General features: G+C 67.9%; 9 protein-coding genes and 1 pseudogene. 5 read left to right on the top strand and 5 right to left on the bottom strand.

Annotated features, from left to right (window positions below; translation table 11 throughout):
* Positions 1-67: 67 nt before the first annotated feature.
* Together dps and CYFUS_RS05675 are read right to left on the bottom strand one after the other, a co-directional pair.
* Positions 68-628: a DNA starvation/stationary phase protection protein Dps gene (gene dps / locus CYFUS_RS05670; RefSeq protein ID WP_198316469.1), complete on the bottom strand. Its 561-nt coding sequence runs from the start codon at positions 626-628 to the stop codon at positions 68-70.
* Between the two features lie 147 nt (positions 629-775).
* Positions 776-1495 carry an esterase/lipase family protein gene (locus CYFUS_RS05675; protein ID WP_157758258.1) on the bottom strand — a complete coding sequence of 240 codons (720 nt, stop codon included), beginning with the start codon at positions 1493-1495 and terminating at the stop codon, positions 776-778.
* Between the two features lie 138 nt (positions 1496-1633).
* On the opposite strand from CYFUS_RS05675, the gene CYFUS_RS05680 reads away from it, so the two are divergent.
* Positions 1634-2419: a hypothetical protein gene (locus CYFUS_RS05680; RefSeq protein ID WP_095984303.1), complete on the top strand. Its 786-nt coding sequence runs from the start codon at positions 1634-1636 to the stop codon at positions 2417-2419.
* Position 2420: 1 nt separating this feature from the next.
* On the opposite strand, the gene CYFUS_RS05685 is transcribed toward CYFUS_RS05680, so the two are convergent.
* Entirely contained in the window at positions 2421-3554 is a 1134-nt protein-coding gene (locus tag CYFUS_RS05685) for an esterase/lipase family protein (protein ID WP_095984304.1), read from the bottom strand.
* A 91-nt stretch (positions 3555-3645) separates the two neighbouring features.
* Complete coding sequence (locus CYFUS_RS05690) at positions 3646-4824, bottom strand: hypothetical protein (RefSeq protein ID WP_095991822.1); 1179 nt, start codon at positions 4822-4824, stop codon at positions 3646-3648.
* Between the two features lie 252 nt (positions 4825-5076).
* On the opposite strand from CYFUS_RS05690, the gene CYFUS_RS05695 reads away from it, so the two are divergent.
* Together CYFUS_RS05695 and CYFUS_RS52370 are read left to right on the top strand one after the other, a co-directional pair.
* Complete coding sequence (locus CYFUS_RS05695) at positions 5077-7074, top strand: S46 family peptidase (protein WP_232537768.1); 1998 nt, start codon at positions 5077-5079, stop codon at positions 7072-7074.
* A 531-nt stretch (positions 7075-7605) separates the two neighbouring features.
* Positions 7606-7896: pseudogene (locus CYFUS_RS52370) on the top strand (hypothetical protein); the annotation flags it as partial.
* Positions 7897-7922: 26 nt separating this feature from the next.
* Here CYFUS_RS52370 and CYFUS_RS05710 read toward each other — a convergent pair.
* Positions 7923-10268, bottom strand: coding sequence for a recombinase family protein (locus tag CYFUS_RS05710; RefSeq protein ID WP_095984307.1), 2346 nt, complete (start codon positions 10266-10268; stop codon positions 7923-7925).
* A gap of 454 nt (positions 10269-10722) precedes the next feature.
* Here CYFUS_RS05710 and CYFUS_RS05715 point away from each other — a divergent pair, with 454 nt between their 5' ends.
* Together CYFUS_RS05715 and CYFUS_RS05720 are read left to right on the top strand one after the other, a co-directional pair.
* Entirely contained in the window at positions 10723-11448 is a 726-nt protein-coding gene (locus CYFUS_RS05715; RefSeq protein WP_232537389.1) for a DUF6310 domain-containing protein, read from the top strand.
* Entirely contained in the window at positions 11445-12200 is a 756-nt protein-coding gene (locus tag CYFUS_RS05720) for a DUF5953 family protein (protein WP_095991824.1), read from the top strand. Before CYFUS_RS05715 ends, CYFUS_RS05720 begins: the two co-directional genes overlap by 4 nt.
* Positions 12201-12421 lie beyond the last annotated feature (221 nt).

Genomic DNA, 12421 nt, shown 5'->3' on the forward strand with positions numbered 1-12421 from the left:
CCGCCCCCATCCACCGTGCAAGCCCCGCCTCATGTCTGGCGGGGCCGCTCATGGAGTAGACAACTCATCAGGCGTTGGGCGCGGAGGAGGTGGTCTCCTCGCGGATGGCGGAGGGGCCGGTCTCCTCGCGGGCGATGTTGGACGAGCCATACAGGTGGCTCTCGAGGAACCACAGGTCCTCTTCCACCGTGCCGAGGGTTTGTGTGAGCAGGTCCGCGGTGACCGGATCATTGAGCTCGTCGCAGCGTTGGATGCCGTCGCGGATGGTGGCCGCGTAGCGCGACACCCGGTCGACGATGACGCGGACATGGTCATCACCGTTCACGGCGCTCAGGTCGTACTCCTCCAGCTCGCTGTTCTTGGTGGCCAGCCGGATGGTGCCCTCCGCGTAGCCGCCCAGGGCCCCGGCGCGCTCGGCGAACTCATCGGCGTGGTCGCGCACGTGGTCCGCCACCTTGTCGAAGAGCAGATGGCGGCTGATGAAGTGGTTGCCACGGATGTTCCAGTGCGCTTGCTTGACCTGCCAATGCAGGTCAACGGCCGTCGCCAGACAGGTGTTGAGCAGATCGATCAGCTCGGAGCGGGCCTCGCGCGGCAGGTTGATGTGGCTGGGAAACTTGGTGGTCATGAACTGGCCCCTGGTCGAGTGTTTCCGGAGGGAATGCCCGCCGGTTCGCTTCAGAGCCACAGGGTGTGGATGGCGGCGGCGGACGCCAAGCTGGGGGGCGTCCACCGTTGGCCCGGCAGGGGAGCGGGCGGGCAGGCGGATGGTGCGTCAGGGAGGCGTGGGGCTCGCCAGCACTTCGACCGCCGCGGAGATGACCTCGGGGTGGGTGATCATCGTCGGGTGGAAGGGGACGTGGAAGACGCGCTCGTGCGTGCCGGGCAGGCGCGAGTTCTCCGCGGGGAAGATGACGCCATCCAGGGGCGTCCAGAAGCAGAAGACCTCGGTGTCGCCGAAGGGCTTCTCGCGCCGGTTCAGCTCGAGCAGGAAGGGGCTGTCCGGCCGCATCTGCACCAGGGCCGGATCCCTGCGCAGGTACGCGAGCCAGGTTCCCTGGTGGGGCCCGGAGATGGACACGAAGCGGCGCACGTGGGGCTGCCCACCCAGTGACTGCATCCAGTAGCGCGTGGACAGGGCGCCCTGGCTGAAGGCCACCACGTCGACGCGCTCGGCGTGGGTGCGCCGGCGCAGCGCCTCGGCGGCGCGGCCCACCTGGTAGGCGATGGCCTCGATGGGAAGCTGTCCATTGTTGGGGTAGAGGTCCACGGCGTGGAGCCGGTCCCGGGGCCAGCCCGCGGCCACGAAGGTGTCGAGCATGGGATGGAGCCGGTTCGCGTTGTCATCCGTGCCGGGGACGAAGAGCACGGGCACGGGCTCGCTCGAGGCGCGCACGGCGGGCAGGGTGGCGCAGCCGGTGAGCGTGGCGAGCAGGAGTCCCACGAACATCCCGCGGGGGTGACGAGGAGCGGGGAGCGTTCGGGAGGGAGTCATACGGGGTTCTCCGGGCCGGGATGGGCGCCTCCAGGCAGGCAAGGGCTCATCATGTATGCAGTCCATCCTCCCACACACCCGTACGTATGTTGAAGGCACGGGGGGCTGGCCGGATGCAACCCCGGTGAGGAGACGCTCATGTCCAAGAAGAACCTCCTGGGTCTGCTCATGCTCGTGCAGCTATCGGGGGTCCTGGGCTGTGCCGCGGTGGTGCGCGAGAGCACCCGGGGGGCCCTGGATGCGATCCGCCAGCAGAAGGAAGAGGTGGACCAGGAGCATGAAGACTCCCTCACGCGGGGCACGGCGGGACAGGTGACCCGGGGCGCCTTGGACGCGCTCATCACCGGCGAGCCTCCGCCCAAGGCACAACAGCTCGAGGAGAACCCCGGGAGTGTGGCCTCGGGTGGAGGCGCGGCGGGTGGCGGCGGGGGCGGAACACCGGCTCCCGCTGGCGGAGCGATGGCTGCCACGGGAACGGGCGGCTCGGGCCTCGGGTCGCGGGGGCCCATGTCCGTGTTGTCCGCGCAGCTCGCCCGGGGGCTCAGCGCGGAATTCGAGCGCCAGCTCGGAGCGGATGGCTCGGGGCCCCTGGCCCGGAGCATGTCGGCGGCGGCTGGTCAGGTGGCCGCCTCGGTGATCCAGCAATCCAAGGACGAGCTCGGCCCGATCTTCCCCGAGTGCGAGGGGCTCGATGGGGAAGCAGCCCGGGGATGCAGGGAGGCGCGGATGTCCCAGCTCAGCGAGTCCATTGGCGGAGGACTCGTCCGGGGCATGTTCAAGGCCGCTCAACCCGTGCTGCTCGTCGTCGCCTTCGGGGGTGGATTGCTGGTGGGGCTGTTCGTCTTCCTGGCCCTGTCCGTGGCGCGCATCCATCGGGAGTCGGGAGGCGGCGCGGGCGTGTCGCGGCAGCGGCGCCTCGTTTGACTCACGTCTGCAGGAGGATGAAGTCCACCACGGTGCGCCACAGGCGCTCGAAGTGGAGCCGGCGGAAGCCCGAGCCCGAGATGAGCCAGTCCACATGGGGCGGCCGGTGCGCGGGCTGATCGAAGTGGCCGATGGCGTCCAGGTGGTCCGCGCGCACGGCCGCCAGCACCCGGCCGTAGACCTGCGAGCGCGTGGGGACGATGCCATCACACGCTTGGGGGCCTGGCAGGGCTCCGTAGGCCTCCACCAGCGCCGCGGTCTGCGCGGGCGTGGGTGGCGGAATGGCGGTGAGGGGCATGCGCTGGGTGCGCCCGTACAGGAAGGAATAGACGGTGTGGGTGATCTGCGCGTAGGGGTCCAACCCCGCGCCCAGGCGCGTGCGCAGCGAGGGAGGCCGGGCCTGGGTGATGACGGAGCCGTAGCGCACCCCGGGCCGGTCCTGGCAGCTCGCGTTGAACAGGTCGATGCCCTCGGGCGTGAGCTGGGGGACCAGCGACGCGTCATTGCCCACGTCCCCGAGGAAGCGCACCAGCTCCTCGCGGCGCTCGGCGGAGAAGTCGCCCAGGAGCTGCTCGAAGAGCTGATCCAACAGGGTGGGGCGGAAGCCGAGCTGCTCGTCCCACCGGGTGATGAGGCTGCCGAAGCGGAAGGCCACGCTCAAGGGCAGCCGACCGAAGCGCAACACGTACACGGTGAAGAGCGACAGCAGTTGCAGCAGCTTCTGGCCGAAGAGCCCGAGGAAGAAGGACGCGAGCGGCGTGCCCGAGTGGGGCGTGGACACCGTCACCACCGTGCGCACCCGGCGGGCGAAGCGCTCCACGTCCATGTCATCGCCCAGGAGCACCCCGGGGCTGACGAAGAGCCGGGCATCGAGCCCTCCGGTGGAGTGGCCGATGATGTGGATGGGGCAGTCGTCGTCCTTCACGTGGGTTTCGATGGACTTGAGCAGGTCCCCCGCCCGCGTGCGGATGGAGCCGGTGGGGTGGGTGAGGACCTGCACCACCTCGACGTCCACGCCCCGGGCCTTCATCTCCGCGACGAAGTAGTCGCGCACGTGCCCGAAGTACAGCAGCTCTCCCAGGTTGGCGAAGCCGAAGAAGCCGGGAACCAAGAGGATGTAATGCTTCGTCGCCATTCCGCCCAACCTTCAGGGGTCCGGGCCCTCAACTCAAGTCCCATGTGCATTTCCCCTTGCGCTGGTTGACGTCCCGGCGCTCGCGGGCACTTCACGCGGGGTCCGTGGCGTCCGCCCGCGACCCGCCGAACCCCTCGAGGACCAGGTACCCCTCGGGGATGAGGCTCGTGGCGAGCATGACCTCGTTGATGTCGCGGTGCTCGATCCAGGAGCGCACGACCCTGTGCTCGGGAGCGAGCCAGAACGAGACGAGTTCGGCTCCGAGCGCGGCGGCGCTCCTCAGTTGCCGGGCTGTCCTTTCGTCCACGGCTGGCTGAATCAACCCGATGGACGAAAGCCCGATCGCGAGCCCGAGCTCCCGGAACGCCAGACGCCGGGACGCGGGCTGACTCCTATCTCCGTACAGCGAATACAGGGACAGTCCTTCCAGGGCGGCGGTGAGCAGGCTCTCGAGGAGCGCGCCGTCCTGGAAGGCCTCCTGGGTCCCGAGCTGCGCGATGCGACCGGCATCCGAGAGCAGTCCACCGAGCCCGAGCGGATCGTCCGTCCGCAGCTCCGTGGTGTGGAGCATCGCGGCGAAGTCTTCAATGGCTCGCCGCGGATCGGGTCCCGCCGCCGTGCCCGAGAGCAGGACGCGCGTGGTCTCGAGCTGCACGCACGTGATGAGCCCGTCCAGCGGGTCGTGCTGCCCCATGGACGAGACGAGGGGCCGGGACAGGTCCGTGCTCATCTTCCAGACCATCTGGCGTCGTCCGGGCGGGCCGTGGGTGAAGGCGGCGTGGGCCACCTCGGCGAGCTCCCTTGCCCAGAGGTTGAAGCGCGGGTCACCGGTCGCGCGTGAGACCTGGTCGAGCGCGTGCATCCACTTCGTGAGGTAGTGAAAGTATTGGCCATCCCGATCCCACTCCAGCTGGTGATCGAGCGGCTCTTCCGGCTGGCGCTCCGGAAGGGGCTTTCCGATGCGCAGGCCTCCTCGCGTCGGATGTGCCTCGCCCTCCTGCTCGTCCAGGCCGCTGAGCCATCCGGTGCGCGCGTCGTCCGCCCGGTAGCGGCCGAGGACATGATGCACTTGATCCACGAGGTGGCGAGCGAGCTCCAGGTAGCGCGACTGGCCTGTCAGGCGTGCGAGCCCGAGGAAATTGCAGACGGCGAAGGCGTCTGTCCACAGGTAGCGCCGTGGGGACTGCTGGGAGCCGACCAGTCCGGTGCGTTCGGCGAAGTCCGTCATGAGACGGCTCGCGTGGGCAATGCCGTATTCCACCGTGTCCATGTCGCGCGCCTCCCGTGACTCGAGATTGCGCACCACTGTCTGGTCACGGCACCCGGGGGCGCTCCGCCGAGGAGGCCGCTGCTCGCTCCTCGGCGACACCCACTCGCCCCCTCCTCTCTGGTTGACGTCCCGGCCCTCCCAGGCAAGAACCGGGTTCCCTTTCCACCCCCTCGACAGTCTGGAACTCCCACCGTGAAACGTCTGCTCGCCCTTGGCTCGTTGTTGGCCCTCCCCGCCGCCGCGGAGGAAGGCATGTGGACCTATGATGCCTTTCCCCGGGAAGCGGTGAAGGCCGCTTACGGCTTCGAGCCCTCCCAGGACTGGCTCGACCGGGTGCGGCTGTCCTCGGTGCGGCTGGCGGGCGGATGCTCCGCGAGCTTCGTGTCGCCCGAGGGCCTGGTGATGACCAACCACCACTGCATCCGCTCGTGCGTGGAGGACCTGTCCTCGCCCAAGCGCGACTACCTCGCCACGGGGTTCTTCGCCAGGGAGCCCAAGGACGAGCTGCGCTGTCCCAAGGTGGAGGCCAACCAGCTCGTGGAGATGACGGACGTCACCGCGCGGCTCCAGGGCGTGACGAAGGGCCTGGAGGGCGCGGCCTTCAACACCGCGCTCAACGCGGAGATGTCGCGCATCGAGGGCGAGTGCGCCACCGGGCCCGAGTGGCGCTGCGACGTGGTGACGCTGTTCCACGGGGGGCGCTACCAGCTCTACAAGTACCGCCGCTTCCAGGACGTGCGCCTGGTCTTCGCGCCCGAGTTCTCCATGGCCGCCTTTGGTGGCGACGCGGACAACTTCAACTTCCCCCGCTACGGCTTCGACGCGGCCTTCCTGCGCGTATGGGACACCACGGGCCAGCCGCTGAAGACAGACACCTATCTGCCCTGGGCGAAGGAGGGAGCGAAGGAGGGCGACCTGGTCTTCGTCTCCGGCCACCCGGGCGGCACCGAGCGCCAGAGCACCGTGGCGGAGCTGGAGTTCCAGCGCGACGTGGCGTTGCCGTACACACTCCTGCACCTCGCGGAGATGCGCGGCATGCTGCGCGAGTACGCCGCGGGCTCGCCCGAGCGCTGGCGCACGACCCGGGCGAAGCTGCGCTCCGTGGAGAACAGCCTCAAGGCGTTGCGCGGCCGGCATCAGGCCCTGGCCGAGCCCTCGCTGCTCGTCGGCAAGCGTCAGGCGGAGGCGGACCTGCGCGCGAAGGTGAACGCGACGCCAGCGCTCAAGGCCACCACGGCGGACGCCTGGGACGCCACGGCGCGCGCGCTGGAGTCCTACCGGCCCCTGCTCGCGAGCTACCGGCTGAAGGAGGCGGGAGACGGCTTTCCCTCGGAGCTGTTCTCCCTGGCCCGGCAGCTCGTGCGCGCGGCGGAGGAGCTGCCCAAGCCCAACGCCGATCGGTTGCGCGAGTACACCGAGGGCCAGCTGCCCGGCCTGCGCCAGCAGCTCCTGCGCGAGGCGCCCATCACCCCGGAGTTGGAGGAGCGGCTGCTCACCTTCGGCTTCAACAAGCTGCGCGAGACGCTGGGGGCGGATGACGCCTTCGTGCACGAGGTGCTTGGCCGCGAGGCGCCGGAGGATCTGGCGCGCGCGCTGGTGAAGGGCACGCGGCTGTTCGACGTGAAGGAGCGTAAGCGGCTGTTCGAGGGTGGCGCGGCGGCGATCGCGGCGTCGAAGGATCCGATGATCCTCCTGGCGCGCCGGGTGGATGGCCTGTCTCGCGAGGTGCGCACGCGCTACGAGGACACGGTGGAGTCGATGCTCAAGAAGAATGGCGAGCTGCTCGCGAAGGCGCGGCTGGCGGCCTACGGCACCACGGGCTACCCGGATGCCACCTTCACCCTGCGCCTGAACTACGGCGTGGTGAAGGGCTGGCGGGAGGACACGAAGACCGTGGCGCCGTTGACGACGTTCGCGGGGGCCTATGCGCGTCACACGGGCAAGGAGCCCTTCCGGCTGCCGGACACGTGGCTCAAGGCCAAGGGCAAGGTGCCCGACGACACGCCGCTGGACGTGGCCACCACCAACGACATCATCGGCGGCAACTCGGGCTCCCCCCTGGTGGATCGCGAGGGCCGGGTGGTGGGACTCATCTTCGACGGCAACCTGCCATCTCTCGGTGGCCGGTATGCCTACGTGCCGGAGACCAACCGCGCGGTGGGAGTCCATGGCGAGGGCCTGCTGCGCGCGCTCGAGCACGTCTACGGAGCCGGGCGGCTCGTGAAGGAACTGCGCGAGCACCAGCGCTGAGTTCCTGGGGGAAGGCGCGGTCTTCCACCGGTCTTGCCACTGGAGAGGTCCGGCGGGATCCTGGCGCCCTTTCCCGCCTGCCTTGAAGGCCGAAGGTTCGTGGCGGCGTTGGAGGCCCTGGAGGAGGGCAACCCGGCGCGGGCTGCGACCCTCCTCCGCACCCTGCTCTCGTAGGCCTCGACCCCACAAGCGAGCCAGGCGCCTGCCGCGCACCTCATGGGAGGGCGGCCTGGGCCGGCGTGTACCCCAAGGGGCAACGCGGCTTCTCCACCCGCCTGGCTCACTGCTCGGGCGGGCCCCCGTCAGCGGCCCTCCTCGCCACCTCCGCTCCAGGCCGCCTCCTCTCAACAGGGCTCCTATCCGTCCTATACTTATACTTTGGCGCTTGCCCTGGCCCGAGCTGCGGCTGCTGCACCCCGGCCCCCTGCCGTGAGCCTGGCGCGCTCGTTCGTGGCTGTTGGGGCGCGCTGTCATGCTCCGAGTGGCCCCGCCAGGACCCTTTGGGTCCTAGCTCCGAGAGAGGACCCGTTCATGCGTCTCCGAGCGTGCATCGCACTTCTGCTCTATGTCTCCGCCTGCGCGACGTCAGCGCCGAGCCCGGAAATGCCCGTGGACTGGGGCCCGAGGTATGCCAACCTCCAGCGAGCGGCAACGCTGCCTTGGACGGACGGGGGGCGGTGCGCCGTCCGCGAAGCTTCCGAGCCCTGGCCCGTGCTGGCGGAGCGGTGCTATCAGGCCCTCGACCATGACCGGATCGAGTTTCACGACCTCACGGGAAAATGCTCGGTGGCCTCTGCTGGGGCCGCTGCCGTGGGGCTCGGGGTCTGGGAGCCTGCATTGAAATACCTCTATTCGTTGGAATGGGGGTGACTACGGTGGCGTTGTCTGCGAGTTCGTGCGCTCCGTCCTCTGGCGAGAGCCTCCTTGATGCGCCGCTCGTGCGCGTGGGTCAGCCGGAAGCACAAAAACCCCCCTGGCAGATCGCGCTCGGGAGTGAGGATGTGGGCCTTCACCCAGTAACGCACCGTGCTTTCAGAAACCCCGTATTTCTCAATGAGCCCACGGGTGGTGTAACGGCCATCTGGGAGGCGCGCTGGCAATCGCGGGTTGCCAGAGCGGCCCGGCTGCCTTCCTGGTCTGTAGCCACGACTGCGCGCCATGGCCAGCAGCGATTGCAGTTCGGGCGTCATCTCGAACCAGAAAGCACCCCTCTTTTTGTCGCGCACCGGTGTGATACGCCCTTGCTTCACCCAGTAGCGGACCATCGGAGCCGATACCCCGTAGCGCGAAATCAGACCCCGCATGGAATAGCGCCCCTGCTCATCTTGCTCGGGCAGGGGACTGGCGGACACCCCAGGGGGGCGCCCCGCGCGGATTGCGTGTCCTCGGCGAAGCGGCCCCACGGTCGTGCTCGTGAAGGCACGGCCCAGGCTGTTTTTCAGGCCAAGCCGGTTGAGCTCAGCCGCTATCTGCGGGTCGCTGTACTTCTTGCCGGCCAATTCACGCACGACAGCAATGACTGGCTCGGGCGCCTTGCGGGAATCCGCCGCGGTGGGCCGGGGTGTCTGCAACTCGCTGATGGCCCCCGTCTTCCAGAGAATGCGGATGCGGACTGCTCGCTCAGGCGCGTCCACTGGCGAAAGCACGACATCCTGGATGAGGAGCCGAAGCATCCGCTTCTTGTCCACGGTGGTGGTGGTGGGGGCGTTCCACAGCCCTGGCAGGTCTCGCGCCAACGCGAGGATGGCCTTCTTGTCCTGGGCCGACAGCTCGAGCTTCTGCTTGCCTTTGGCCTCCTCGTACTCTTGCTCCACCTGAGCAAGCTCCTGGAGCTTCTGGTTCCAACGCGCCTCCAGCGTGCGTGCGACGATTCGGTTTTCCGGCTCGACGGCATTGTACTGGCGCTCGGCGCGTTGGGCCTCGTAGCGCGCCCGCTCCAGACGCAGCTTCCACTGCCGGGCCAGGCTGTTGGCCTGTCGCTCCACCTCCTTGAGGACGGCGAGCGAGAGGTCCAACTCGGGCGGGGCCATCGCCTCGAGAAAGGTCTCAACTACCTTGTCGTCAATGCGGCGAGCGCCGGTGGACCAGCAGCGGCCTTCACCGTATTCAGTCCGGATGCACTCGTAGACTGGGGTACTGGCAACGGGAAAGCTCGAGTGCATCCTCCGTCCACACCTGCCGCAGAGGACGAGTCCCTGCAGCAACGCCTTGCCACTGCGAGCCGCACCGCGCATGTAGACTCCAGGGATGCGAGTCGCATTCTCCTCGATGCGCTTCAAGTTTTCCGTGTACTCCTCCCAGGTAATGTACGCCGGGTGGGCGTCTTTCACGAAGGCCTGCCACTGCTCGGGCGCGGCGAGCTTCTCTTGCTTGCACCGCACCGCTCCATCGATGAGGGCACACCGCTCGCGATTTCGTCCCCACGCGTAGGCACCTGCATAGGTGGGATTGCGCAGAATGGTCAGCGCGCGGTGGGTGGTGAGCGGGTGCCATTGGATTTCGGCGTGGCCGTCTCGATGGGCATGGTGCGAGGGGAAGAGCAGCCCATGGCGGGTGAAATAACGTACGGCGCGGGCCACGCTGCCATCCAGGCGGAAGCGCTCGAACAGAAGGCGTATGGCCTTTTGCACCTGTTCGTCTGGGTCGAGGACGAGAGCGCCGTTGTCGAAGACGTAGCCTGTTGGTGGGGGGAAGGCCAGCTCGCCTTTCTTCGCTTTGTGCAGGATGCCACCCCGCAGCCGCTGGCGCATGAGGTGAATCTCGGCGTCGCTCATGGTTCCCTTCATGCCGAGCACCAGCCGGTCGTTGAAGTCGCTGGCGTCATAGATGCCCTCTTCGTCGACGATGAGCGTGTCCGACAGTGCACACAGGTCCATCAGTCGGTGCCAGTCGGCAGAGGAGCGCGCCAGGCGCGACACCTCCAGCGAGAAAATGGCCCCCACCTTCCCAAGACTGACGTCGGCGGCCAGCCGCTGGAAGCCAGCGCGCTGAGCGGCACTGGTGCCACTCTGGCCGAGGTCCTCATCAATGACCTCTATCCGAGCGGCATCCCAACCAAGCTTCTTGGCGAACTCGACCAGGTCGTACTGTCGCTCGGTCGACTGCTGGTGCTCATGGACCTGCATCAGGGTGGATTGGCGGATGTACACCAGCGCCGGCCTGTCCAGGTGCTTCGGCCGAACCTTTTCGCTCATCGCATGCCTCGCGTCGGGAGTGGGGCCTTGCCAGGGCCTTCAGCAGCACGCTGGCCACGACGCCGAGCCACTCGTGCTTCATCGGTTCCGGGAGTGCGGCGTAGAGCGCTCCGGGTGAGCCCGCCCGGGGCGGACTCCCGGTGCCGCTCGTGCGCCGCGCTGGCCTCTTGGCCTTTCCCATCGGACCTGTTGCTTAGGTCATCGACGAGGGCGCGTAGTTCGCGCAGTGCGCCCGGGTGCAGCTTTGGACACTTCCTACCGACCTTGAGCGGCGGTGGCCGGGGGCGTAGGTTGGTCCAGTCAACAGGAAGCAACGCCGGATGTCCGTCCGGGAAGAGCACGCGGACACAGGGGCGGCCGAGCTTGCGCTGGTACCCCAGCAGCGCAAGCTCACGGCCTGCGAATGGATGGAGCGGGTGGGTGATGCTCACCGAATCTAACGGCGGCTGCGTCCATGACGGGGTCTTTTGAGATGGGTTTCTGCGTGCTGGCGGCACCTGAGATCATCGTGGGGGCGGTAGTTGTGGCGGGTGTGGTGGTGGTGGGCTTCGCGATCTCAGAGGCGCTGGAGGCTTACGAGAAGAGGGGCCGTCCCCAGGTTCGGCCGCCGCCTACGCTGCCGGTGCCGGAGACGCGGCCTGTGCCGGAAGCGTGGCCCGTGCCTGAAACGCGCCCCGTGCCAGAAGTGAAGCCCGTGCCTGTAACGAAGCCCGCCCCGCCGAAGCCCTTGCCCCAAAAAAGGCCCAAGCCGGAGCCAAAAGGGCCGGATTTCCCTCCCGTGGGGCCAACCGAAGTCACGGAGCGAGAGCGCCGTCGCAGGTGCGAACCCATCCCGGTGCCGCACGAGGGCAAGGATGACGCGCACAACAAGTGCGCCGATCAGTTTCCGCCCAACCGCTATCCAGGAATGGATGTGCTCGTGGACGGCGTGAGCTTCGATGCACTGCAAGTCGGCGTGCGTGTTTTGTGGGAAATCAAGACCCATCAATTTGACACGTACCCTGACTTCATCCGGAGGCGGGAGATTGAGAAGGAATTGGAGCAAATGATAAGGGAACGAACTGCTGCGGCGGCATGTGGATACGACTTCGTCGTTGGGGTGAGCACCCAAGCGCACAAAGACGCGCTGCTCGAAGCGGATTCCTCGCTTGACGTCGTCGTCACGGGGTGCAAACGATGACCAAGCGTAAAGCCCTCACCCTCATCGTCTACGCGCCTGCGCTTGTGGGCAACGACCGCCGCGCGCTCGATAGCGTCCATGGAATGGAAAAGGCGCTCCCCGGCTTGCGCCTGGAGTGGCGGCTCTCAGACGGCGGGCGCCCCATCGCATTGCCGCAGCGCGATGCGTGGCTCGCGGAAAGGGTTGAGGACGGGAGATTCCCTCTTCTGTGCAACGGGGACGAGAGTTACCCCGTGACGGTTAACGGGAGGGGAAGACCTGGACTCCTCAGCCCAGGCGGTCAGCCCCTGTCTGAAGTGCATGCAGAACTGCCACTGGACGAGCCCGTGATCGCGGCAGCGGCGGCTTTGCTTGAGGGCGTGGCGGAGGGGGTGCACTCGTTCTGGGGGCACGCGTCGCCGTATGGTCACGGCTCGGAAGTCGCACAGCAGTTTCGCCGCTCGCCTCATGGACCAGAGTGTTCACCCCATGGGCTTCCCATGCTCTACCTGCCAGAGAAGCTTCCCGCGCCTGAGATTCCCTGGTTCCTTGGGTGGCTGAACTACTGGTCGCCCGCTGCCGCACGCGCCATCGGGTTCCCGGACCCGGCCCGCGACGCGGAGCTGCTGTCACGTGCACGGCGTACCGCGACGGGCGGGTGGGTCGTGCAGCTCACCGATGCGCCGCTCGACCTGGACAACCCCGCCCACCTGGACGCACTTAAACGGGCCTACGAGCGCTTCCCGGAGATCGGCGGGCGCTCCACCCCTTGAGGCTCGGCACGGCTCGCAATGGCCGTACTCAGGGTTCCGCCTTCTGGCTCACCGGGAATGTGACGTTCCCGAGGGTGACAGTGCGCGGCCCCCCTGCCTCCCACAGCTTGAGCGTGCAGGGGCAGCCGGGTTGCGCGGGCTCCCCCTCGGTGCCTACGCAACGGCACCGGCACCATTCGCAGCGATGGGGGGCCTCTTGCCCTCGTAGGGTGTCCTCGTAG

It is taken from the genome of Cystobacter fuscus (assembly GCF_002305875.1).
GTDB lineage: Bacteria > Myxococcota > Myxococcia > Myxococcales > Myxococcaceae > Cystobacter > Cystobacter fuscus_A.

Excerpts from the sequence above, each read along its gene's own strand:
- CYFUS_RS05680 (WP_095984303.1), top strand. The coding sequence starts at position 1,634 with ATGTCCAAGAAGAACCTCCTGGGTCTGCTCATGCTCGTGCAGCTATCG.
- CYFUS_RS05695 (WP_232537768.1), top strand. The coding sequence starts at position 5,077 with ATGTGGACCTATGATGCCTTTCCCCGGGAAGCGGTGAAGGCCGCTTAC.
- CYFUS_RS05690 (WP_095991822.1), bottom strand. The coding sequence starts at position 4,824 with ATGGACACGGTGGAATACGGCATTGCCCACGCGAGCCGTCTCATGACG.
- dps (WP_198316469.1), bottom strand. The coding sequence starts at position 628 with ATGACCACCAAGTTTCCCAGCCACATCAACCTGCCGCGCGAGGCCCGC.
- CYFUS_RS05715 (WP_232537389.1), top strand. The coding sequence starts at position 10,723 with ATGACGGGGTCTTTTGAGATGGGTTTCTGCGTGCTGGCGGCACCTGAG.
- CYFUS_RS05685 (WP_095984304.1), bottom strand. The coding sequence starts at position 3,554 with ATGGCGACGAAGCATTACATCCTCTTGGTTCCCGGCTTCTTCGGCTTC.
- CYFUS_RS05710 (WP_095984307.1), bottom strand. The coding sequence starts at position 10,268 with ATGAGCGAAAAGGTTCGGCCGAAGCACCTGGACAGGCCGGCGCTGGTG.
- CYFUS_RS05675 (WP_157758258.1), bottom strand. The coding sequence starts at position 1,495 with ATGACTCCCTCCCGAACGCTCCCCGCTCCTCGTCACCCCCGCGGGATG.
- CYFUS_RS05720 (WP_095991824.1), top strand. The coding sequence starts at position 11,445 with ATGACCAAGCGTAAAGCCCTCACCCTCATCGTCTACGCGCCTGCGCTT.